This is a genomic window from Pseudoalteromonas sp. ABE4_541 (assembly GCF_056312285.1).
Window position 1 is genome coordinate 230275 of record NZ_JBSVEM010000001.1, and the last position, 22463, is coordinate 252737.

General features: G+C 42.9%; 23 protein-coding genes. All 23 read left to right on the forward strand.

Annotated features, from left to right (window positions below; translation table 11 throughout):
• The first annotated feature begins 87 nt into the window (after positions 1 to 87).
• The gene (locus ACW689_RS01115; protein ID WP_476287729.1) at positions 88 to 1197 is read left to right on the forward strand and encodes a sensor histidine kinase; all 1110 of its coding nucleotides are present in this window, start codon (positions 88 to 90) and stop codon (positions 1195 to 1197) included.
• Entirely contained in the window at positions 1194 to 2579 is a 1386-nt protein-coding gene (locus ACW689_RS01120; protein ID WP_476287731.1) for a sigma-54-dependent transcriptional regulator, read from the forward strand. The genes ACW689_RS01115 and ACW689_RS01120 overlap by 4 nt, the downstream gene beginning before the upstream one ends.
• A gap of 154 nt (positions 2580 to 2733) precedes the next feature.
• On the forward strand, positions 2734 to 3066 hold the full coding sequence (fliE, locus tag ACW689_RS01125) for a flagellar hook-basal body complex protein FliE (RefSeq protein WP_476287733.1): 333 nt from the start codon (positions 2734 to 2736) through the stop codon (positions 3064 to 3066).
• A 66-nt stretch (positions 3067 to 3132) separates the two neighbouring features.
• Positions 3133 to 4797 carry a flagellar basal-body MS-ring/collar protein FliF gene (fliF, locus tag ACW689_RS01130; RefSeq protein ID WP_476288298.1) on the forward strand — a complete coding sequence of 555 codons (1665 nt, stop codon included), beginning with the start codon at positions 3133 to 3135 and terminating at the stop codon, positions 4795 to 4797.
• Positions 4790 to 5830: a flagellar motor switch protein FliG gene (gene fliG, locus ACW689_RS01135; RefSeq protein WP_476287735.1), complete on the forward strand. Its 1041-nt coding sequence runs from the start codon at positions 4790 to 4792 to the stop codon at positions 5828 to 5830. The genes fliF and fliG overlap by 8 nt, the downstream gene beginning before the upstream one ends.
• Before the next feature lie 3 nt (positions 5831 to 5833).
• On the forward strand, positions 5834 to 6652 hold the full coding sequence (gene fliH / locus ACW689_RS01140) for a flagellar assembly protein FliH (protein ID WP_476287737.1): 819 nt from the start codon (positions 5834 to 5836) through the stop codon (positions 6650 to 6652).
• Positions 6653 to 6666: 14 nt separating this feature from the next.
• Positions 6667 to 7998 (forward strand): flagellar protein export ATPase FliI, encoded by a 1332-nt coding sequence (gene fliI / locus ACW689_RS01145; protein ID WP_476287739.1) that lies wholly within the window; start codon positions 6667 to 6669, stop codon positions 7996 to 7998.
• Positions 7998 to 8438, forward strand: coding sequence for a flagellar export protein FliJ (gene fliJ / locus ACW689_RS01150; protein ID WP_476287741.1), 441 nt, complete (start codon positions 7998 to 8000; stop codon positions 8436 to 8438). Before fliI ends, fliJ begins: the two co-directional genes overlap by 1 nt.
• A 159-nt stretch (positions 8439 to 8597) precedes the next feature.
• Positions 8598 to 10559: a flagellar hook-length control protein FliK gene (locus ACW689_RS01155; RefSeq protein ID WP_476287743.1), complete on the forward strand. Its 1962-nt coding sequence runs from the start codon at positions 8598 to 8600 to the stop codon at positions 10557 to 10559.
• 56 nt (positions 10560 to 10615) lie between these two features.
• On the forward strand, positions 10616 to 11137 hold the full coding sequence (gene fliL, locus ACW689_RS01160) for a flagellar basal body-associated protein FliL (protein ID WP_476287745.1): 522 nt from the start codon (positions 10616 to 10618) through the stop codon (positions 11135 to 11137).
• Positions 11138 to 11145: 8 nt separating this feature from the next.
• Positions 11146 to 12237, forward strand: coding sequence for a flagellar motor switch protein FliM (gene fliM, locus ACW689_RS01165; RefSeq protein WP_476287747.1), 1092 nt, complete (start codon positions 11146 to 11148; stop codon positions 12235 to 12237).
• 28 nt (positions 12238 to 12265) lie between these two features.
• The gene (fliN, locus tag ACW689_RS01170; RefSeq protein WP_476287749.1) at positions 12266 to 12664 is read left to right on the forward strand and encodes a flagellar motor switch protein FliN; all 399 of its coding nucleotides are present in this window, start codon (positions 12266 to 12268) and stop codon (positions 12662 to 12664) included.
• A 59-nt stretch (positions 12665 to 12723) separates the two neighbouring features.
• Positions 12724 to 13065 (forward strand): flagellar biosynthetic protein FliO, encoded by a 342-nt coding sequence (gene fliO / locus ACW689_RS01175; RefSeq protein WP_476287751.1) that lies wholly within the window; start codon positions 12724 to 12726, stop codon positions 13063 to 13065.
• Entirely contained in the window at positions 13058 to 13798 is a 741-nt protein-coding gene (fliP, locus tag ACW689_RS01180) for a flagellar type III secretion system pore protein FliP (RefSeq protein WP_476287753.1), read from the forward strand. The genes fliO and fliP overlap by 8 nt, the downstream gene beginning before the upstream one ends.
• 1 nt (position 13799) lies before the next feature.
• A complete protein-coding gene (fliQ, locus tag ACW689_RS01185) occupies positions 13800 to 14069 on the forward strand; it encodes a flagellar biosynthesis protein FliQ (RefSeq protein WP_476287755.1) in 270 nt (89 codons plus the stop codon).
• A 26-nt stretch (positions 14070 to 14095) separates the two neighbouring features.
• Positions 14096 to 14851, forward strand: coding sequence for a flagellar biosynthetic protein FliR (fliR, locus tag ACW689_RS01190; protein ID WP_476288300.1), 756 nt, complete (start codon positions 14096 to 14098; stop codon positions 14849 to 14851).
• Between the two features lie 2 nt (positions 14852 to 14853).
• A complete protein-coding gene (gene flhB, locus ACW689_RS01195) occupies positions 14854 to 15984 on the forward strand; it encodes a flagellar biosynthesis protein FlhB (RefSeq protein ID WP_476287757.1) in 1131 nt (376 codons plus the stop codon).
• 62 nt (positions 15985 to 16046) lie between these two features.
• The gene (flhA, locus tag ACW689_RS01200; RefSeq protein ID WP_476287759.1) at positions 16047 to 18143 is read left to right on the forward strand and encodes a flagellar biosynthesis protein FlhA; all 2097 of its coding nucleotides are present in this window, start codon (positions 16047 to 16049) and stop codon (positions 18141 to 18143) included.
• Between the two features lie 21 nt (positions 18144 to 18164).
• A complete protein-coding gene (gene flhF / locus ACW689_RS01205; protein ID WP_476287761.1) occupies positions 18165 to 19637 on the forward strand; it encodes a flagellar biosynthesis protein FlhF in 1473 nt (490 codons plus the stop codon).
• Entirely contained in the window at positions 19630 to 20490 is an 861-nt protein-coding gene (locus ACW689_RS01210; protein WP_476287763.1) for a MinD/ParA family ATP-binding protein, read from the forward strand. The genes flhF and ACW689_RS01210 overlap by 8 nt, the downstream gene beginning before the upstream one ends.
• Before the next feature lie 2 nt (positions 20491 to 20492).
• Positions 20493 to 21227 (forward strand): RNA polymerase sigma factor FliA, encoded by a 735-nt coding sequence (locus ACW689_RS01215; protein ID WP_476287765.1) that lies wholly within the window; start codon positions 20493 to 20495, stop codon positions 21225 to 21227.
• 38 nt (positions 21228 to 21265) lie between these two features.
• Positions 21266 to 21649, forward strand: a complete 384-nt coding sequence (gene cheY, locus ACW689_RS01220) for a chemotaxis response regulator CheY (RefSeq protein ID WP_171625892.1) — start codon at positions 21266 to 21268, stop codon at positions 21647 to 21649.
• 20 nt (positions 21650 to 21669) lie between these two features.
• The gene (locus ACW689_RS01225; protein ID WP_476287767.1) at positions 21670 to 22452 is read left to right on the forward strand and encodes a protein phosphatase CheZ; all 783 of its coding nucleotides are present in this window, start codon (positions 21670 to 21672) and stop codon (positions 22450 to 22452) included.
• Positions 22453 to 22463 lie beyond the last annotated feature (11 nt).

The following is a 22463-nucleotide window of genomic DNA, read 5'->3' on the forward strand; positions in this document are numbered from 1 at the left end:
TTGTAAGTTTTTGATAAATATGTATTTGATTTTTGGCACGCATCCTGCATTTTGAACGGTAGAGTTTTATTGTTTGAGAGCGATGTTATGGCTTTAGCTCATGTATTGAATCCACAATTTGTGCCATCTGCACAATACAATCCTTGCCTATTGCAAGAAGCCTACGTTGGCGAGCTAAGTGAGCTACGTCAGCAAGCAAGTTGGTTGAGCCATTTAGTTCATACGATGCCCGCTGGGGTCGTCGTCCTTGATGGTCAGGGCATGATAGCTAAAGCGAATCAAATTGCCATCGATATGCTGGGCGAACCTTTAGAGGGTGAAAAGTGGTTTAATATCATTCAGCGTTCATTTAGCCCTCAACAAGATGATGGTCATGAGATATCGCTCAAAGATGGTCGCTTGATAAAACTAGATATTACGGCGCTCGCACCGGAACCGGGTCAACTTATTCTAATGACGGATTTAACCGAAACTCGTCGATTGCAATCGCGCGTTGCGCATATGCAAAGGTTAAGTGCGCTTGGTAAAATGGTTGCTTCTTTAGCACACCAAGTCAGAACGCCACTCTCGGCCGCGATGCTTTATGCCGCAAACTTAGGTAGCAATAAGCTACCAAAAGTATCGCAATCAAGATTTCACGAAAAGCTCATGTCGCGGTTAAAAGACCTAGAATCTCAGGTTAATGACATGCTGTTGTTCGCAAAGAGTGGCGAGCAACAAGTGGTTGAAAAAGTGTCGATGCAGCAGCTTTTAAATGAAGTAAAAGCGGGTGCTGATGCTATGGTTGCAATGAATCAAAGTTCACTTGAAGTGTGCTTACCGGATCCTGATATTACGATCTTGGGGAATAAAACGGCATTGGCCAGCGCAATTCAAAACCTGATCCATAACAGTATTCAAATTATTGGCACCGACGCGAAGGTTACACTTATCGCTCAACAGGATGAACAGCGAGACAAGGTGAGAATTTCCGTGATAGATAATGGCCCGGGTATCAATCCCAGCGATGCCGATAAATTATTTGAACCGTTTTATACCACAAAAAGTCAGGGCACAGGGCTGGGTCTTGCAGTTGTGAATTCAGTAGCAAATTCTCACAAAGGACGTGTTGAAGTAAAGAATATGCCACAAGGGGGCGCGTGCTTCAGTTTGTTGCTACCAATATCATTCGATACTGAACAATTGGAGGTTGTATGAGTTATTCCATACTAGTTGTTGAAGATGACGCTGGTTTACGCGAAGCCCTAATTGATACATTGCAGTTGTCAGGTTTTCATTGCGTTGAAGCGTCAAGTGCAGAACAAGCCGTTGTACTGCTAAAGGAGCAAAGCTTTTCTTTGGTTGTTAGTGATGTGCAAATGGGCGCAATGAGTGGTATTGATCTACTCAAAACCATCAAGTTGAATTATCCAGACCTGCCTGTGTTGATGATGACGGCTTATGCCACGATTGATGACGCTGTTGAAGCGATGCGTTTAGGTGCTATTGATTACATGGCTAAGCCGTTTGCGCCAGAAGTGTTGTTAAATATGGTAAGCCGCTACATGCCTCCTAAAGAAAAAGAAGCTGATGGCCCTGTGGTTGAAGATCCTCAGAGCATTAAACTTCTTGAACTTGCAGCAAAGGTTGCTAAGTCAGATGCCAGCGTTATGGTGCTAGGTCCCAGCGGTTCAGGCAAAGAAGTGCTGGCGCGATATATTCATGATAAATCGGATAGAGCGCAAGAAGCGTTCGTTGCGATTAACTGTGCAGCAATACCAGAAAACATGCTGGAAGCTACCCTGTTTGGTTACGAAAAAGGAGCATTTACAGGCGCGATCCAAGCTTGTCCCGGTAAGTTTGAACAAGCTCAAAAAGGCACTATTTTGTTGGATGAAATCACTGAAATGGACCTTGGCCTACAGGCTAAATTACTACGCGTTCTGCAAGAGCGTGAAGTTGAGCGTTTGGGTGGTAGGAAAACGATAGATCTGGATGTCAGAGTTTTGGCAACCAGTAACCGAGATCTCAAAGAAGCAGTTGCTGCGGGCGAGTTTAGAGAAGACTTATATTATCGTTTAAATGTTTTTCCTTTAACTTGGCTACCTTTATGTGAGAGGCCGGGCGACATAGTAGTGCTCGCAGAGCACTTGATCGCACGTCATAGCAAAAAGTCCAATAAGCCAACACCTGTGTTAACGCATGATGCAAAGCAAAAACTGTTGTCACATGCATGGCCGGGTAATGTGAGAGAGTTAGACAATGTTGTACAGCGCGCACTGATCTTGCAATTTGGAAGTGAAATTGGTGCAGATGACATTTTCATCGAAAACCATCAACCTTGCATATCTGTGCCGAATGTACAAGCAAGCCAGCCAGCCTCTGCTGAATCGTATGAAGTGATTGAACAGATGGCCAACGCTGAAGGTGTAGATTACAAAGCGGAGCTACAAGATAAAGAGCATCAAATGATTTTGGATACTCTATCAAGATGCCAAGGGAAGCGTAAAGAAGTCGCAGAAATTCTAGGAATGAGCCCAAGAACCCTTAGGTATAAACTCGCAAAAATGCGCGATATGGGGATCGCCGTACCAGCCTAGTTATATCCTTTTCACAAGCCAGCAATCAGCTGGCTTGTGCTTGTCAAAATCATGACACATCAAAATAACAGCTAAGATATTGATTTTAAAATAGTTTAAAGTTGGCACAGATTCTGCTTTGATAAGGTTATCAATTGTAGAAGAGGGTGTGAAAATGAACATACAACCCAATGCTTTATATCAAGAAATGCAATCACTAGCGCTTGAAGCTACGCGTAATAGAGGGCAAGAAAGCTTGCCTGTGCAGTCTTCAACACCATCATCAGCACAGTTTGGCGAGCTTCTTTCGGATGCTATTAACACTGTTAATGGTTTACAAAAAGAGGCAAAATCAAAGGTAACGGCCCTTGAAATGGGAGATCGTAGCGTATCACTTGCAGAAGTGATGATAGCTTCGCAAAAGTCATCAGTGGCATTTGAAGCGACAGTTCAAGTGAGAAACAAACTGGTTGAGTCTTATAAAGAAATTATGAGCATGCCTGTTTAATTTAGGTAGTGGAGAGTAACTGTGGCAACGAATCAATCAACAGATCTCGCTTTATCAGATGGCGCAATGGGCGCTGAGGCTGAAGAGCAACAAGAGCAAAAATCGGGCTATTTTAGTGCGCTGAGTGGCGTTGATATGTTACGTCAAGTTACGCTCGTGATCGCATTGGCCATTTGTCTTGCAATCGCGGTATTCATTATCATATGGGCACGTCAGCCTGATATGCGACCTTTAGGTAAGTACCCGATGGAAGAGCTTGTTCAAACGCTCGACTTTTTGGATGCGCAAAAAATTGAATACGAACTGGAAGGTAACACCATCATGGTGGCTGAGAACGACTATCAGAGCATTAAGTTACAAATGGCGCGTGATGGTTTTAGCCAGTCTCCAAGCTCAGGCACCGATATTTTAATGCAAGATATGGGTTTTGGCGTGAGTCAGCGCTTAGAGCGTGAACGTTTGAAGCACAGCCGTGAGCAACAACTCGCACGCACCATCGAAGAGTTACAAGATGTTAATCGTGCAAAAGTACTATTAGCTATTCCTAAAGAAAACGTATTTGCGCGTCGTGAAAAGAAACCATCAGCGACCGTCGTTATAACGCTAAAACGGGGCAGAACGCTCGGTGGGGAAGAAGTTGACTCAATTGTTGATATTGTTGCCTCAGCAGTGCAAGGGTTAGAGCCTGCGCGTGTTACCGTAACGGATCAAAATGGCCGTTTGCTTAACTCTGGTTCGCAAGACTCATTAGCCGCGCGCTCACGAAAAGAATATGAAATTGAGCGCAAACGCGAGCAAGAGTATTTAGAAAAAATTGACAGTATTCTTATTCCAGTTGTTGGTTTAGGCAACTTCACAGCGCAAGTTGATTTAACAATGGACTTTAGTGCAGTCGAAGAAACGCAAAAACGCTTTAATCCCGATTTACCAGCAGTGCGTAGTGAAACAACCTTCGAAGAAAATAATGTTGGCGGATTAGCTGTCGGTATTCCAGGTGCGTTGTCTAATCAACCACCCGTGAATTCGAATATTCCAGAAATTGCAGGTGCAGGCAATAGTAGTAATGGTACTAACCCAAGCCGTATGCAAAAAGAAGCAACGCGTAACTACGAATTAGACACTACAATTAGTCATAAGCGCCAGCAAACGGGTGTCATTCGTCGTATCAGCGTATCGGTTGCAGTAGATTATCTACCTAAGCCTGATGCCGAGGGCAATATGACCTTGACGCCACGCAGCCAAGAAGAGCTTGCCAATATTCGTCGTTTGTTACAAGGTGGTGTTGGCTTTGATATGCAGCGTGGTGATGCACTTGAAGTGGTTACTGTACCATTTGTGAGAGAAGATTTAGGCGAAGCAGCAGAAGTGCCACTTTGGGAGCAAGAGTGGTTCATGAAAATAACCCGCTTAGCGCTTGGTGCTCTTGTTATTATCGTACTTATCTTAGCGGTAGTTAGACCAATGCTGAAACGTTTAATCTACCCTGATGATACGTTAGAAGAGTTTGATGAAGACTCACTGACTTCAGGAGTGGACTTGGGAGATAGCACATTAGATATGTTAAATCATGAGTTTGATTCGGCATCCGTTGGCTTCTCGTCTGATGGTACATTACAATTGCCTGATTTACATGGTGACGAAGACCTGCTCAAAGCGGTACGAGCTCTGGTTGCAAACGAACCTGAATTATCCTCTCAAGTAGTGAAAGCGTGGTTAACTGAAGATGACTGATGAAGAACAAAAGCAATTACCAGCTGCTTATGATGTAAACAAGCTGGATGGCGTCGACAAAGCCGCCATCCTGCTTCTAAGCCTCTCGGAAGAAGATGCTGCGCAAATATTAAAACATTTAGAGCCTAAACAAGTTCAGCGTGTGGGCATGGCAATGGCTGCACTCGATGACTTATCTCAGGCAAAAATTAGTGCGGTACATAACCTGTTTATTGAGCAAATTCAAAGCTTCAGTACGATTGGCTTCCAATCTGAAGATTTCATTAAGAAAGCGCTGACAGCTGCATTGGGTGAAGACAAAGCTGCCAGCCTGATTGATCAAATTGTAATGGGATCAGGTGCTAAAGGTTTGGATTCACTCAAGTGGATGGATTCCAAGCAGGTAGCGAACATTATTCGTAATGAGCACCCGCAGATCCAAACCATTGTATTGTCTTACCTTGAGCCTGAGCAATCAGCGGAAATATTATCTCAGTTCCCAGAAAAGGTGAGACTGGATTTGACCATGCGTATTGCAAACTTAGAAGAAGTACAACCAGCGGCACTTCAAGAATTGAACGAGATCATGGAGAAACAATTTGCTGGTCAAGCGGGGGCACAGGCAGCGAAAATGGGTGGCTTGAAAGCAGCAGCCGATATCATGAACTACCTTGATACTAATATCGAAGGTCAGTTAATGGATTCAATTCGTGAACATGACGAAGAAATGTCGCAACAAATTCAAGATCTCATGTTTGTATTTGAAAACTTACTCGATGTCGATGATAGAGGTATTCAGGCTATCTTGCGCGAAGTGCAGCAAGATGTATTGATGAAAGCTATCAAGGGTACCGATGATGCACTGAAAGAGAAGATCATGAGCAACATGTCGAAACGTGCTGCTGATATGTTGGCTGACGATTTAGAAGCTATGCCGCCGGTGCGGATCAGTGAAGTTGAAGCGGCTCAAAAAGAAATCCTATCTACAGCACGTCGTTTAGCCGATTCAGGTGAGGTTATGCTAGGTGGTGGTGGTGGTGAGGAGTTCTTGTAATCTATGAGCGACACGAAATTTTATAAAGGTCGTCCAGTAGAAAGTGAAGCACTGGACGAACTGTTAAAAAACTGGCCTATCCCTGATGTTGCTGAAGATCCTCGAAAGTTTTCTGGTCGTTCTACTGCATTTGGTAAACCACTTGCTGAGGTCTATCAAAAACCAGAGCGTAAAAAGCAGGAGCCAGAGGTTGAAGAGCCTGAATTCCCCACATTGACGCTAGAAGAGTTAGAGCAAATTCGTCAAGATGCTTATGATGAAGGCATCAAGCAAGGGCATGAACAAGGTTATATTGATGGATTTGATAAGGGTATGACCGAAGGCAAAGAAGCAGGGTATAAAGAAGGGGTAGAAATTGGTAAGCAACAAGGGCATGACGAAGCTAAACCACTGATTGAAGAAAAGTTACAAACTTTGACGCTTATCATAAATGAATTGCACGAGCCATTACGCTTGGTTGACGAACACTGTGAAAAACAGCTTGTGGAGCTTGCCAATTTATTGGCACAAGCGGTGATTTTTAAAGAAATAGAGCAAAGCCCAGATGTTGTGTTACTGGCCTTAAAAAAAGCGATGGATGCTTTGCCTATCGCTGATCAGGCCGTCAAAATTCATCTTCATCCAGAAGACTTAGAATTGGTCAAGGCCGCGTATGGCGAGGAGCAACTCGCACAGCAGCATTGGCACCTGTTGCCCGAACCAACGCAAGAGCGCGGTGGAGTAGAGGTCAAAACGTCACAATCCTCTATTGATATGACACTAAAAACCAGAATGAAAGAAATCTTGGACGACTTTTTGCATAACAGTGGTATAGAGTCGTAACATTTGGTTGCACAATGAGTGTAGAAAGCCCATTAGCCGAGCGTATATCCACATATAAAAAACATATTTCCCCTTATGCCGTGCCAGTTGCGGGTAGCTTAACTCGTGTAGTCGGGTTGACCTTGGAAGCTAAAGGGCTAAGTGCGCCTGTGGGAAGTCAATGTAAAATTGAAACTATTAGGGGTCTAGTTGATGCGGAAGTCGTTGGCTTTAATGACGACACGCTGTATTTAATGCCTAATGACCATATTTCAGGTGTTTTACCTGGAGCACGCGTTATTCCACAATTAAAAGAAACAGGGTTACCTGTTGGTATGAGTTTACTTGGACGCGTCGTTGATGGTTTAGGCCGACCTCTTGATGGACTCGGTCCTATCAATGCAGAACATACACTTAAATTTGCCCAATCGAGTATTAATCCACTTGCCCGAAGACCAATCAGCCAACCTATGGACGTTGGCGTGCGCGCAATTAACTCTATTATCACGGTTGGACAAGGCCAACGTATGGGCTTGTTTGCAGGCAGTGGTGTAGGTAAGTCAGTGTTGCTTGGCATGATGACGCGAGGCAGTGAAGCAGATGTGATAGTCGTTGGACTAGTTGGTGAACGTGGTCGAGAAGTTAAAGAGTTCATTGATGAGATCTTAGGCGCTGAGGGACGTAAACGATCTGTGGTTGTAGCCGCACCTGCGGATGCATCACCGCTAATGCGTCTCAAAGGGTGTGAAAGTGCCGTGACGATTGCTGAGTATTTTCGTGATCAAGGGCTGAACGTTTTGCTATTACTCGACTCCGTCACTCGCTATGCGATGGCACAGCGTGAAATTGCGCTCGCCGTTGGTGAACCGCCAGCAACAAAAGGCTATCCACCATCGGTATTTGCTAAATTACCTGCGCTTGTTGAGCGTGCGGGTAATGGCGGAGAGGGGCAAGGTTCAATCACGGCATTTTTCACCGTGTTGAGTGAAGGGGATGATATGCAGGACCCAATAGCAGACTCTGCTCGAGCCATTCTTGATGGTCACATTGTGCTTTCTCGCGAGCTTGCCGATAGTGGTCACTATCCAGCTATTGATATCGAAAAATCGATCAGTCGTGTGATGCCTCAGGTGGTATCAGACAGTCATATGCAACAGGCGCGCGTGCTCAAGCAAGTTTATTCTATGTATCAACAGAATAAAGACATGATCACATTAGGGGCTTACCAAAAGGGCAGTGACCCCATGCTAGATCAGGCCATCAATATGATGCCGACTGTGAACGCATTCTTACAGCAAGGTATGAAAGAGGTGCTTAATTATGATCAGTGCTTACAAGAACTTGCTCAATTATTAGGACAAGAATAATGGCCGCCAATAAGCTTGATTTACTTTATAACTTAGAATCGGAAAAGGAAGAGTCCCTGCGCGTGCATTACATGCAAGCGCAACATAACTTAAATGAGAACCAACAAAAGCTCTCTGGGCTAAATAACTTCCGTCTTGAGTATTCTCAACAATTACACCTTAAAGCTCAGCAAGGTTTGTCAACAGGTGGCTTTTTACAATATCAAGCATTCATTAAGAAAATTGAAGATGCGATTTTGCAACAGGCCACAACCGTCAATACGGCGAAGCAAGTGGTAGAGCAACGTAAGAAGCTATGGCTAGCCCAGCAGGTTAAAGCTAAAGCAATTGCCAAGCTGATAGAGAAGAAAGAGCTAGAACATCAAAAACGCTTAGACAAAGCAGAGCAAAAGATGTTAGACGAGTTTGCGACTAATCAATTTATGAGAAGAAGAGCATAACATACCAATTTATTTAGAGTAATGAATTGCTTTCCTAGAGCCATTCACTCGATAGTTAAACACACAGTAATATCTTAACTATAAATTGGTCTGAATTTTGCTTTTATCACGTCAGTGAAGTTTTTGCGGCTGTTAATTGCCGCTTCGGCAGGTACCCATATGCTAAATTTAGTTCTGAATAATACGCCAAAGGTAAATAATGAATCTTCGGCAATAGAGCAGACTGCATCGTCAAACGACAGCACCGAGCAAAAAAGCTTTTTAGAGGCTTTTAGAGCACTCAATGATGCAAGTGAGCAGCAAACTACCCGAGATACTGAGGCGCTAGATACAGATCAAATGATGGTAGATAACTCTGATGAGGCACTTACTGGCGAATTCACACATGCAGAGTCTGCAAAAAAGTCTGATGATGATATTGGCGAAGAGCGACAAAATCAGCAAAGTGAAGCAGATGATACATCAGGGTCAGATCTACTTGCCCAGATAAATGCTGCTAACTTGCAGAAAACAGATGTTGTAAGACATCAGTCTAGTAGTGATGAGACAGACGAGCAGCAAGCTAGCGGTGATGAAAAACACGGCTTTAAGTTTTTGTACGATAAACTGAATGACGAGATAGTAGTCAAAAATCACCCCAAAGATCGCGTTGATATTCCCAAAGTACCTGAAAGCGTAAGTGTACAAGCGGGTGAAGAGCTAACTGAAGATGTTCTTAAAGCTGAGCAGAGTATAGCTACGCAAGGGAAAGCTGAGCAAATCATAGACGGCGGTGAGACGGCTAATAAGAATGGCAAAAAAGATGGCCAAATAAACGACTCTGCTAAGCAGTTGAATGGCGAGATTGCAGTAAAGCAAGTTGTCAGTGAAGAAGAGCAAGCAAAACTTAAAACAAGTGTTGAAAATGAACCTAAAGCTTTACAGGGTAAAGTCAGTGCTGATTTGAGTATCTCTGACCAACAAACAACAAGAAATGATAGCGTATTAACAGCAGCGCAAAATAAAACTCAGCCAGATAAGACATCACAACAATCTGATATTGCAAAACAAGTACACGATATTCTAAACAAAGCTCAAAGCGAAGTGACTGCTAGCATCACAAGTCAAGAAATTTCAGAGATAGAGGCAAAGTTGAGTCATACACTCAATAAGCAACTTGAATCTATGAGCCCCAGTGAGCGTAAAGTGTTGCAACAGGGGCTACAGCAGCTTTCCGACAGTGGCAAATCAAATCCGCTTGTTGAACGAGCATTGTCACAACTAGCGATACTTGATGAGCAAGATGCTGTACAAAGTAAATCACTCAATACCCCTTTAGCTACGAATGTGTTGGGTACAACCGATAAAGCAGCAAGTTATAACAGTACTAAGGTTGATAAAGAAAGTATTAAAAGTGAGATGAAAATCGCGGCTACAGGTACGCAGCAAGAGGTTATGAATAAGCAAGTCATGATTGAGAACAAAAAAGAGTTCAATAGTCTGCTGAACTCAATCGCTCAAGCCATGCCAACCCCCCAAGCAGAGCAACTTTTTAGAGTGATTGCATCGCCAACGCAGACCGCTTCTCAGTCGATTGATAATGTAGATTTGGCTAAATACGTTGAGCAAATCGAAGTGGCGCAACACCACAATCAGCAAACTCAGCATTCTAACGGTACAACGCAAAAAATAAGTGTTGATTCTCAGCTTATGCAGGCAATCAATATTACGCGTAATGATGCAGCTAAAGTACTTCAAGAAAAAGTATCAATGATGCTGAACCTCAATAACCAAGAGGCCGAAATCCGCCTTGATCCAAGAGAGTTAGGCAGTATGCAGATCCGTATTAGAACGGATGCAGAGCAAGCTCAGGTTAATTTCGTTGTTCAAAATCAACAAGCTAAAGATCTACTAGAAGAGTCTATGCCTAAGTTACGAGAGATGTTGGCAGAGCAGGGAATTGAGCTTGGTGAAAGTAATATTCAGCACGGTGATGAAGGTGGCAGTGAAACTTCTGACAATAACAGAAGTGGTTCATTTGCCAATACTGACACAACAAACGAAGCAAGCGATGAAGAAATTGCACAAAGTGGAGCTCGGCCTAATATAAACGATGGTTCTTCAATAGATTATTACGCCTAACTACTGCTATTATATAGAAATAGACCCTTAAGCTGAGTGCTTGACTAAGGATTAACATGGCAGAAGAAACTGACTTAGAAATAGTAGAAACCGGCGGAAAGAAAAAAATAATTATTATTGCGGGTGCTGCAGTGCTTGTTTTGGTAGTAGTCGCTGTATTTTTTTTAATGTCATCTGAGGATGCGCCTGTAGAAACACTAGCAGAAGAAACAACTGCAGCGGAAGTTGTTGCAACCACATCCGCTTCGGCTAAGACTGGAAGTGCATTATATGTTGCCATGCCGAGACCATTTGTTTTTAACGTACCTGGTGCAAGCAGAGATAGAATTGTACAAATTAAGGTGCAATTGCTCGTACGTGGCGATGTTAATGAAGAAATTGCAAAGAAGCATATACCACTCATTGAAGGTACTTTGCTTAGTGTATTTTCAACAACAACTGCGGATGAACTGACGACGAGTGCAGGTAAAGAAACGCTTCGTTTGGCTGCAGTCGATAAAGTGCAAGAAGCAATGGAAAGTGTGGAAGGAAGTAAAGTCATTGAACGAGTTTTATTCACCGGCTTTGTAATGCAGTGAGGTCTTAAGTGAGTGATTTATTATCTCAAGACGAAATTGATGCGCTATTACATGGTGTTGATGACGTTGAAGAGGAAGAAATAAACGACGGCGATGACGGGGAATCCTCCGCGTTACAATATGACTTCTCATCACAAGATCGTATTGTTCGTGGTCGTATGCCTACGCTCGAGATTGTTAACGAGCGTTTTGCTCGACACATGCGCATCAGCCTTTTTAATATGATGCGTCGTACCGCAGAAGTATCCATCAACGGTGTGCAAATGCTCAAATTTGGTGAGTATATTCATACACTGTTTGTACCTACCAGCTTGAATATGGTGCGTTTTAGGCCGCTAAAAGGAACGGGGCTTATTACCATGGAAGCCCGGTTAGTGTTTATTTTAGTCGATAACTTCTTTGGTGGTGATGGTCGTTACCACGCCAAAATTGAAGGTCGAGAATTTACGCCAACCGAACGACGTATCGTGCAAATGCTGCTTAAAATAATCTTTGAAGATTACAAAGAAGCTTGGGCGCCCGTAATGGATGTGTCGTTTGAATATCTAGATTCGGAAGTAAACCCCGCGATGGCGAACATCGTGAGCCCCACTGAAGTGGTTGTCATCAGTTCATTTCATATCGAGTTAGATGGAGGCGGCGGTGACTTCCATATCTCTTTGCCTTATTCCATGCTCGAGCCTATTCGTGAACTGCTTGACGCTGGTGTTCAATCAGATACTGAAGATACAGATTTACGTTGGAGTAAGGCACTGCGTGATGAAATTATGGATGTGGAGGTTGAGCTTTCAACACAACTGCTTGAGATAGATTTAACACTGCAACAGGTGATGGAATTAAAAGCGGGAGATGTTATTCCTGTAGAGATGCCGGAACATATTACGGTATTTGTTGAAGAGCTGCCTACCTTTAGGGCGAAGATGGGCCGCTCTAGAGATAATGTTGCACTACAAATTAGCGAAAAAATTAAACGTCCAGAGTCTGTTAAGTCTGAGCTGCATGTATTTACCAAAGGAGGTAAAAAGCTGGACTCAGATGCTGAACTGGCTGAATTAGAAGAAGATTTACATCTTTCTGAAGGCGTAGATTTAGACTGGTAAAGATTGATTATATTAAGGTTTTGATAGTATGAGTGATGATCAAGATACAATGGACGAATGGGCAGCAGCTTTGGCTGAGGCTGAAGAAGGTGATCAGGGCGCTGAACCTGAAGTTGCAGAACTCGATGAGCTATCTGAGTCGAGTGCGAACATTTCGCCTGATGAAAAACGCAAGCTAGATACCATTTTAGATATCCCGGTCACCATATCTATGGAAGTAGGACGTTCTAAAATAAATATTCGTAACTTGCTTCAGCTGAACCAAGGCTCTGTCGTAGAGCTTGACCGAGTAGCAGGTGAACCGCTAGATGTATTAGTTAATGGCACATTAATCGCTCATGGTGAAGTGGTGGTCGTTAACGACAAATTTGGTATCCGCTTAACTGACGTGATAAGCCAAGTGGAACGTATCAAAAAACTACGATGAGAAGCCTCTTACTCTGTTCACTGATTTTTACATCAGCACCAAGTATTGCGAAGCAGCCAATGGCAGGCTTAAGCACAGAACTTGTGTCAGTTGGTTTGTCATTGATGCTGGTGGTAGTCGTGATTATTGGTTTGGCATTTGTCTTAAAAAAGCTGAACCCAAATGTTGGTAATAGCCGTGATTTTAAGGTGATCAGAAGTTTGCCTTTGGGGACAAAAGAACGGTTAATGGTAATAGAGGTCGACAACAAACAGCATCTTTTAGGTGTTACACCGCACAGTATTAATTACCTGCATCAACTTGAGCAACCGTTAGAAGAAGCGCAAGTATCTGCTTTTGCTAAAGAGCTGAGCCGATTTCTAGGTAATCAAAATAACAACAAGAAAACGCCCCATGATTAAATTAATATTATTTCTAATTGGTTTGGGTTTTATGCCTTTTGCGGGTGCTGAAGGGATCGAAGCACTGAGCGTGACGACCAATCCAGACGGTTCTCAAGAGTATTCGGTCACGCTACAAGTGTTAGCGATAATGACTGCGCTGAGCTTTATCCCTGCTGCGGTTATCATGATGACTTCTTTTACGCGGATCATTGTTGTACTGGCAATTTTACGTCAAGCCATTGGCTTGCAACAATCACCATCTAATCAAGTACTTTTGGGTATGTCATTGTTTTTAACATTTTTTATTATGGCACCCATATTTGGTCAAATAAATGATAGGGCAGTCCAGCCTTATCTCAATGAACAACTCACTTCAATGCAAGCGCTAGAGCAAGCAAAGGAGCCTCTAAAGGCTTTTATGTTGTCTCAGACACGGATTAAAGACTTAGAAACGTTTGCGAAGATAGCGGGATACGACAAACTGGATAGCCCAGAAGACACGCCATTTATCGTGATTATTCCAGCCTTTGTGACGAGTGAGTTACAAACGGCGTTTATCATCGGCTTTATGTTTTTTATTCCCTTTTTGATCTTGGATTTAGTGGTAGCCAGTGTATTGATGGCTATGGGTATGATGATGCTATCTCCGATGATAGTTTCATTACCATTTAAAATTATGTTGTTCGTTCTTGTCGATGGCTGGAGCTTAGTGATGGGTACCCTTGCGAGAAGCTTTGGATTAGGGGTATAGCATGGAACCAGAAGTATTTGTTGATATTTTAAGTGACGCACTGTTTCTGGTTATTAAACTTGTAGCTGCGATTGTGCTGCCTGGCTTACTAATTGGTTTAGTTGTTGCTGTTTTCCAAGCGGCAACTTCAATCAATGAGCAGACATTGAGTTTCTTGCCTCGTCTTATCATTACAATACTCGCATTGATCATTGCGGGTCACTGGTTAACACAAGAGCTTATGGACTTCTTTACCGGAGTTGTAATGCGTATTCCTGAAATCGCAGGCTAGCTGTGGAAGTGCAACTTGGCATATTAATGCAGTGGTTGAGTGACTTACTGTTGCCGTTAGTAAGAATAAGTTCCATGATCATGATAATGGCGGGTTTAGGTGCACAAACAGTACCTACACGCATAAAATTAGCGCTGTCCGTGGTCATTACTTTTGCTGTTATGCCAGCGTTACCCAAATCTGAATTTACTGAGCTATTTTCGTTTGCAATGCTGCTGGTGGTGATCCAACAAATGATCATCGGTATCGCCATTGGTTTCGCCTCTTTGCTATTACTGAATACTTTTATTATTGCGGGTCAAATACTGGCTATGCAGACGGGTCTCGGTTTTGCTTCAGTTGTTGATCCTGCAAATGGCATGAGCGTGCCGGCTGTTGGTCAGTTCTATCTTATCTTAGCAACATTGCTATTCTTTGTGTTTAAGGGTCATTTGATGATGATCCAAATGATAGTGTTCAGTTTTGAAACCTTTCCTATAAATGGACAGTGGTGGTTAGTTGATAACTATTGGCAAATTATCAATTGGGGAGGCTGGATGTTTACCACAGCATTAGCACTATCACTCGCCCCTTTGACTGCCATGTTAGTGATCAATATCTCGTTTGGTATTATGACTAGAGCGGCTCCACAAATGAATATATTCTCTGTAGGCTTTGCATTTACTCTGGTGGCTGGTCTCACAATTATTTGGGCAACACTCGGTAACTTCGTTGTACAGTTTGAGTTTCAGTGGGTAAAGATGACGGAGCTAATGTGTAATTTAATAGGCTGTACGGTGTAGATATGGCGGAAGATTCGGGTCAAGAGCGCACGGAAGAGCCCACGGAAAAAAAGATTTCTGAGTCCAGAAAAAAAGGTCAAGTCGCTCGCTCGAAAGAGCTAGGGACGACATTTGTGCTTATGTTTTCAGCTATTGCACTGTTGCTTTATGGTCCTGCGATAGGCAAAGGCTTATTTAATATTATGGCTCGTTCGCTAACACTCAACCGCAATGAGACCTACGATACGACGAAGATGTTTGCAGTTTGGGCAGATGCATTCTCTGAGTTACTTTTCCCATTAGCGATGTTTGTTTTTATTATTGCGTTAGCTGGAATTATTGGTAACACGCTGCTAGGTGGATTTAACTTTAGTTGGGAAGCTGCAGGATTTAAAGCCAGTAAAATGTCTCCAGCAAAAGGCCTTAAGCGTATGTTAGGGCCACAGGCTGCGATAGAGCTGGTGAAATCTCTGCTTAAGTTTTTATTGGTAGCTGGGTTTGCTATTTTTCTAATTAGCACATTCTTCAATGAAATTTTGCACCTTAGTATTGAAGCGGTACCTGATAGTGTTATTCATGCCTTGGAAATACTCTCTTGGATGTTCTTAGCGCTCAGTTGCACGTTAATCATTATTTCAGCGATTGATGCGCCTTATCAAAGTTATAATCACCACAAGCAGTTAAAAATGACACTTCAAGAAGTGAAAGATGAGTATAAGAACTCAGAAGGTGACCCTCAGATAAAAGCGCGTATTCGTCGTACGCAAAGAGAGATGTCACAGCGGCGAATGATGCAAGATGTACCTGATGCTGATGTAGTTGTTACCAACCCAACGCATTACTCTGTTGCACTTAAGTACGACACAGAAAAAGCAGGGGCGCCTATCGTTATAGCAAAGGGTGTAGACGAACTCGCGATGCAAATACGAAAAGTGGCCATTGGTAATGAGGTGCCGATTGTTGAGTCACCAGCACTTACACGTTCACTGTACCACACTACTGAAGTTGGGCACCAAATCCCAGATCAACTGTTTACGGCTGTCGCGCAAGTACTCGCTTACGTTTTTCAACTCAAACGTTTCAAAAAGGGTCATGGACGACGGCCAACTGAAATTAAAAAAGACTTACCGATCCCTGATAACTTAAAACACTAATCAAAATTTGGCGTGCTAATTGCTTTATTAGCTTAGTGTCAATATTTTGCAGTTGTTAAGTTATGGAATTTAAAGCGGTTTTAGAACAGCTCAACAAAGATAAAAAAGAATATGCCAAGGGTGTTGGTACACCTTTATTGGTACTTGCTGCGTTAGGCATGGTTATTTTACCATTGCCTCCTTTTTTGTTGGATATTCTATTTTCTTTCAATATTGCATTAGCTTTGGTGGTTTTGTTGGTGACGGTCTACACCATGAAGCCATTGGAGTTTGGTATGTTTCCAGCGGTGCTGCTAATCGCGACCATCATGCGATTAGCACTGAATGTTGCCAGTACCCGAGTGGTGTTACTCGAAGGTCACAATGGCGGAGACGCTGCGGGTAAAGTGATCGAAGCTTTTGGATCTGTGGTGATAGGTGGTAACTATGCCGTTGGTTTAGTGGTATTCCTAATCCTTATTATCATCAACTTTGTTGTAATCACCAAAGGTGCTGGGCGTATTTCCGAAGTATCAGCACGTTTTACGTTAGATGCGATGCCAGGTAAGCAGATGGCAATTGATGCAGACTTAAATGCTGGGTTTATTAGTGCAGATGAAGCGCGTGCAAGACGTGACGAAGTCACGCGAGAAGCCGATTTTTACGGTTCAATGGATGGTGCGAGTAAGTTTGTAAAAGGTGATGCGATAGCGGGCATCGTTATTTTGGCGATCAATATAATTGGTGGACTTTTTGTTGGTATGATCCAACACGACTTGTCGTTTGGCAAAGCAATGGAAGTTTATACCTTGCTGACCATTGGTGACGGCCTAGTTGCTCAGCTTCCTTCACTATTACTGTCAATCGGCACTGCAATAGTCGTTACGCGTCAAAATGAATCGCACAACATGGGCGACCAATTTAAAACACAATTGGGTAACGAAAAATCTTTATTTATCGCCTCTGGCATTCTCATTGTTATGGGCTTGGTCCCAGGCATGCCGCATATTGCGTTTTTAAGTTTGGGCACACTATTGGGCTATCTTGCTTATTACACTCAACAACAGAAAAAACAGGCTGCTGAAGAAACTGCCGAGAATGAGGCCAAAGGTGGCGCTGTTGCAACACAACAAGAACAAAAAGAATTGGGTTGGGATGATGTACAGCCAGTTGATGTCATTGGTTTAGAAGTAGGCTATCGCCTGATACCCTTAGTTGACCAAGCGCAAGGTGGTGAGTTGCTGAGCCGAATTAAAGGAGTGCGTAAGAAGTTGTCTCAAGAGCTTGGTTTCTTGGTTCCACCAGTACATATTCGCGATAACCTTGAACTTGACCCCAATGCATACAACATCACGCTCATGGGCGTAGGTTCTGGTACAGGTGAATTAAAGCATGGTGATGAGCTCGCAATTAATCCGGGTCAAGTGTTTGGTCCTATCAAGGGGATCGAAACCAAAGACCCTGCGTTTGGTTTGGATGCGGTTTGGATCAAGCCAGATCAAAAAGATGAGGCACATTCACTGGGTTACACCGTAGTTGACGCAGCAACGGTTGTAGCAACCCACATTAGCCAATTACTGACAAACAATGCCTCATTGTTACTTGGTCATGAAGAAGTTCAAAATTTATTGGATATGCTTGCGAAAAGCCACCCGCGTTTAGTTGAAGGTTTAGTGCCAGACATTTTACCACTGACTACTATTGTGAAAGTGCTACAGAATTTACTTAATGAGGGAGTAGCTATTCGTGATATGCGTTCAATTGTGCAAACCTTGGTTGAGTATGGTCCAAGAAGCCAAGATCCTGATGTACTAACGGCTGCAGTACGTATTTCACTGCGCAGGTTAATCGTTCAAGATGCGGTTGGAAACGCAGATGAGATCCCTGTCATAACATTGGCGCCTGAGTTGGAACAGATGTTGCATCAGTCACTTCAGAACGCAGGTGATGAAGGGGCAGGAATCGAACCAGGCCTTGCAGAGCGGCTTCAAAATTCATTGAGAGAAGCGCATCAAACGCAAGAAATGCTAGGTGACCCGTCCATTTTATTAACCTCAGGTATGTTAAGAAGTGTGCTTTCAAGATTTGTTAAACATACGATCCCCGGCCTTCGCGTGATGTCATATCAAGAAGTGCCAGATGAAAGACAAATTAAGATTGTGAGCTCAGTCGGACAGTAATAGGATTAAAGGGGTTGTAACATGAAAATTAAACGTTTTTTTGCCAAAGATATGCGCACCGCATTAAAAGAAGTGAAAGAAGAGCTTGGTGTTGATGCTGTGATCATGTCAAATAAAAAGTTGGCTGATGGCGTCGAAATTGTTGCCGCAATTGACAATGATCGTGCACCAGCAGTGACTAAAACCCCTACAGCAGAACCTGTTCAACAGGCACAGCCTCAAGCTGCGTCACCGCGCTTTGTACGTCCTGAACCACAAAGAGCGCGTCCTGAGCCACAAGCACAGGTAGCTGATAGTTTAGAGGCATTACTTGAACGCCAAGCCCCACGTCCTCGTTCGCCGCAGTTAGCATCTATGTTCTCGCAATCTGGTATTGATACTGAGCAAGTGTTTAAGCCTCGGGCACAGCAATCTGAAGAACACACGCATGCACAAGAACGTTTCCAACAACCGAAGGCTAATCACAGCGCACAAACACAATCACAAACATCCAACTGGCACTTTGACGATGAGCTAGAAGCTGGATTTGGTGATGATATGGACCATGACGATCCAAAGCATGATGAAATGAGTGCGATGCGTGAAGAAATGAACGCTATCCGTCAGCTTCTTGAACATCAAGTGTCAGGGTTGATGAAACAAGAAATGGCTCGCCGAGATCCAACGCGTGCTTGTTTAATTGATCGTTTGCAAGGTATGGGTATTGATGCTGATGTCGCTGAGCAAATGGCGTGTTTTATTCCAGATGATGTATCACGTAAGGAAGCATGGAGCGCGTTGCTGAATATGGTTGTAAACCAAATGCATACCACTAATAATGATATTCTTCGTCAAGGTGGTGTCTACGCTTTCGTTGGTCCTACTGGTGTAGGAAAAACGACGACAGTTGCAAAGCTTGCTGCACTCGGTGCGCAAAAGTACGGTGCTGATAAAGTTGCATTGATCACAACAGATACTTATCGCATCGGTGCATATGAGCAATTGTCTACTTATGGTCGAATTATTGGCTGTCCTGTTAAACAGGTAAAAGATGCGAATGAACTTGCAGAAGTTTTGTATCACTTAAGAAATAAAAGACTAGTATTAATAGATACCGCAGGAATGAGCCAACGAGATTTGCGTTTAACTGAACAGTTAAATACATTAATGCGTAGCACTCGTGTGGATATTCGCAGCTATTTAGTATTAAGTGCCACATCGCAAATGCATGTGTTGCAGGAAACGGTTCGCCATTTCCAAAAAGTAAACTTAAGTGGCTGTATTTTCACCAAACTTGATGAATGTCTAAGTTTAGGCGAGATTATTAGCATAGCGATTCAAAATCGTTTGCCAATAGGGTATCTTACCAATGGTCAGCGAGTTCCTGAGGATATTCGTGTGGCGAATGCTCAAAAGCTAGTCAAAAAGGCTGAGCAATTGTATTTAAAAAGAATAAAAGCACAACATTCGAGACCTGTAGCAGTAGCGTCTCAGACAGTAGGAATGTATGATTAACACAGTTTTAGATCAAGCAAGTGGCCTGCGTAAAATGAGTCAAAATAATAATCACGGTGTTAAAGTTATCGCTGTAACCGGTGGTAAGGGTGGTGTAGGCAAAACAAATGTCTCGTTAAACACCGCAATTGCGTTAGGCCAGCAAGGAAATCGCGTCTTAGTATTAGACGCTGACTTAGGTCTGGCTAACTGTGATGTTATGTTAGGCTTAAGAGTAGAGAAAAACCTTTCTCATGTGCTTTCAGGAGAATGTGAGCTCGACGAAATACTCGTAGAAGGGCCAGCTGGAATAAAAATTGTGCCAGCGACATCAGGTTCGCAAAGCATGGTAGAGCTCACACCAGCTGAACATGCCGGACTGATCCGTGCTTTTAGTGAACTGAATACCGAATTTGATATATTAATTGTTGATACCGCTGCGGGCATCTCTGACATGGTTCTGAGCTTCTCGCGAGCGGCTCAAGACGTAGTCGTTGTAGTATGTGATGAACCAACTTCTATTACTGATGCCTACGCACTTATCAAAGTATTAAGTCGTGAACATGGTGTATATAAATTCAAGATTGTTGCCAACATGGTGCGTAGTTTGCGCGAAGGCCAAGAATTATTTGCTAAACTGTCAAAAGTAACTGACAGGTTTTTAGATGTGGCGCTTGAATTAGTCGCAACTATTCCGTTCGATGAAAATATGCGTAAATCATCAAGGCGTCAAAAAACCATCGTTGAGCTTTTTCCAAACTCACCAGCAGCAGTTGCGTTTAGGGGACTTGCTAGCAAGGCTGTGAAGTGGCCAATTCCACACCAACCTTCTGGTCATTTAGAGTTTTTTATTGAACAACTTGTCAACGGGTAACTATGGCATCATCGGTGAGTAGAGCGATGGGGTATCAGACGTCTGAAAACATACACAAAGTGGTTGAACGTCATGCGCCACTAGTGAAAAAAGTCGCATGTCATTTATTGGCGCGTTTACCAGCGAATATTCAATTAGATGATTTGGTGCAGTCTGGCATGATTGGCCTAATTGAAGCATCGAAAAACTTTGATGCTTCTAAAGGGGCAAGCTTTGAAACTTTTGCGGGTATTCGCATTCGTGGCGCAATGCTCGATGAAATTCGCAGAGGTGATTGGGCTCCTCGTTCTGTTCACCGTAAAAGCCGAATGGTTGCAGAAGCCATTGCCGAGCTTGAATCAATTCTCAATCGAGAGCCAAAAGATACTGAAATAGCTGAAAAACTTGATATTACGCTAGATGAGTACCATCATATTCTTAATGATGTTAATAGCAGTAAAGTGATAGGTATCGAGGACTTAGGCGTTGATGAAGATGTTATTTCACCATCGGGCGATGATTTATCGCTAGACAAACCATTTAATAATGTTAAAAATGAACGCTTTAACGAGTCGTTGGTCGCAGCGATTAAGTCCTTACCTGAAAGAGACGCTTTAGTTTTATCACTGTATTACAATGATGAAATGAATTTAAAAGAAATCGGCCAGATACTAGATGTAAGTGAATCTCGTGTTAGCCAAATTCATGGGCAGGCAATGATAAGGCTAAGGGCCAAAATCAATGACTGGGTCAATTAGAGTAAAAATAATAGGTTCAAACCTCACTGGAGGATGTTTTGGATAAAAACATGAAAATTCTCGTGGTTGATGATTTTTCTACAATGAGGAGAATAATCAAAAACCTGCTTAGAGATTTAGGCTTTACCAATGTACAAGAAGCTGATGATGGCAGTACTGCGCTTCCAATGCTACAGAATCAAGAGTTTGATTTTGTAGTAACAGATTGGAATATGCCTGGTATGCAAGGGATTGATTTACTCCGCGCAATTAGAGCGGATGATAACCTTAAGCATATCCCAGTGTTGATGGTAACTGCTGAAGCAAAGAAAGAACAAATCGTAGCAGCAGCCCAAGCAGGCGTTAATGGTTATATTGTTAAGCCGTTTACGGCAGGAACACTAAAAACCAAGTTAGAAAAAGTGTTTGAACGTTTAGGCTAAGAAATAAGAAGGAGAGGCTAATGTCAACGCCTTCTGTGCCTCAGATCAGCCTTGAGCAGGCAAAACAGCTTGTTGCATATTTGGAACAAGGTGAACAAGAAAAAGCAGATCAATTAATTTTGGAAGCTGCCAATAAAGAGCAGTCTGAGTTGTTTGCAGAGGTGGGTAAGTTAACTCGCCAACTGCATGAGTCTTTGAAAAACTTTGAACTCGACACGCGTCTTGCCGATCTGACGACTGAAGCCATTCCTGATGCTAAGCAACGTTTAAATTACGTCATGGAAATGACAGAGAATGCAGCTAATAAAACCATGGATGCAGTTGAGGCAAGTTTGCCGCTTGCCCAACAATTGGCTGATGATTTGTCTGATATTAAACCGACGTGGGATCGCTTGATGCGACGTGACATTCAATTAGGTGAATTCAAGTCACTATGTCACGATTTAGATAAGTTTATGCAAGGGTCGCAAACTAGAACTGATGAACTACAAAGTTTAATGACCAATGTGTTAATGGCTCAAGATTATCAAGATTTAACAGGGCAAGTTATTCGTCGAGTTATAGAGCTAGTCAGAGAAGTAGAAGATAGCCTAATTAATTTATTGACTGTTTTTGGTACTACGGATGAGCAGCCTGGCAAAGCAAAACGCCAAGAGGTGCAAGCTGATCCTGAACATATTGAAGATGTAAATGTTGATGAGATTTCAGGCCCTGAAGGACCAATTATCGATGCAGATTCAAGAGATGATGTGGTATCAGGGCAAGATGAAGTTGACGACTTACTGTCAAGTTTAGGCTTCTAATTAGGAGAGTA

Excerpts from the sequence above, each read along its gene's own strand:
- ACW689_RS01115 (WP_476287729.1), top strand. The coding sequence starts at position 88 with ATGGCTTTAGCTCATGTATTGAATCCACAATTTGTGCCATCTGCACAA.
- fliP (WP_476287753.1), top strand. The coding sequence starts at position 13,058 with ATGATTAAATTAATATTATTTCTAATTGGTTTGGGTTTTATGCCTTTT.
- ACW689_RS01120 (WP_476287731.1), top strand. The coding sequence starts at position 1,194 with ATGAGTTATTCCATACTAGTTGTTGAAGATGACGCTGGTTTACGCGAA.
- fliF (WP_476288298.1), top strand. The coding sequence starts at position 3,133 with ATGGGCGCTGAGGCTGAAGAGCAACAAGAGCAAAAATCGGGCTATTTT.
- flhA (WP_476287759.1), top strand. The coding sequence starts at position 16,047 with ATGGAATTTAAAGCGGTTTTAGAACAGCTCAACAAAGATAAAAAAGAA.
- ACW689_RS01155 (WP_476287743.1), top strand. The coding sequence starts at position 8,598 with ATGCTAAATTTAGTTCTGAATAATACGCCAAAGGTAAATAATGAATCT.
- fliQ (WP_476287755.1), top strand. The coding sequence starts at position 13,800 with ATGGAACCAGAAGTATTTGTTGATATTTTAAGTGACGCACTGTTTCTG.
- fliN (WP_476287749.1), top strand. The coding sequence starts at position 12,266 with ATGAGTGATGATCAAGATACAATGGACGAATGGGCAGCAGCTTTGGCT.
- ACW689_RS01210 (WP_476287763.1), top strand. The coding sequence starts at position 19,630 with ATGATTAACACAGTTTTAGATCAAGCAAGTGGCCTGCGTAAAATGAGT.
- fliE (WP_476287733.1), top strand. The coding sequence starts at position 2,734 with ATGAACATACAACCCAATGCTTTATATCAAGAAATGCAATCACTAGCG.
- fliO (WP_476287751.1), top strand. The coding sequence starts at position 12,724 with ATGGCAGGCTTAAGCACAGAACTTGTGTCAGTTGGTTTGTCATTGATG.
- fliL (WP_476287745.1), top strand. The coding sequence starts at position 10,616 with ATGGCAGAAGAAACTGACTTAGAAATAGTAGAAACCGGCGGAAAGAAA.
- fliI (WP_476287739.1), top strand. The coding sequence starts at position 6,667 with ATGAGTGTAGAAAGCCCATTAGCCGAGCGTATATCCACATATAAAAAA.
- ACW689_RS01225 (WP_476287767.1), top strand. The coding sequence starts at position 21,670 with ATGTCAACGCCTTCTGTGCCTCAGATCAGCCTTGAGCAGGCAAAACAG.
- fliG (WP_476287735.1), top strand. The coding sequence starts at position 4,790 with ATGACTGATGAAGAACAAAAGCAATTACCAGCTGCTTATGATGTAAAC.
- flhB (WP_476287757.1), top strand. The coding sequence starts at position 14,854 with ATGGCGGAAGATTCGGGTCAAGAGCGCACGGAAGAGCCCACGGAAAAA.
- flhF (WP_476287761.1), top strand. The coding sequence starts at position 18,165 with ATGAAAATTAAACGTTTTTTTGCCAAAGATATGCGCACCGCATTAAAA.
- fliH (WP_476287737.1), top strand. The coding sequence starts at position 5,834 with ATGAGCGACACGAAATTTTATAAAGGTCGTCCAGTAGAAAGTGAAGCA.
- fliJ (WP_476287741.1), top strand. The coding sequence starts at position 7,998 with ATGGCCGCCAATAAGCTTGATTTACTTTATAACTTAGAATCGGAAAAG.
- ACW689_RS01215 (WP_476287765.1), top strand. The coding sequence starts at position 20,493 with ATGGCATCATCGGTGAGTAGAGCGATGGGGTATCAGACGTCTGAAAAC.
- fliR (WP_476288300.1), top strand. The coding sequence starts at position 14,096 with ATGCAGTGGTTGAGTGACTTACTGTTGCCGTTAGTAAGAATAAGTTCC.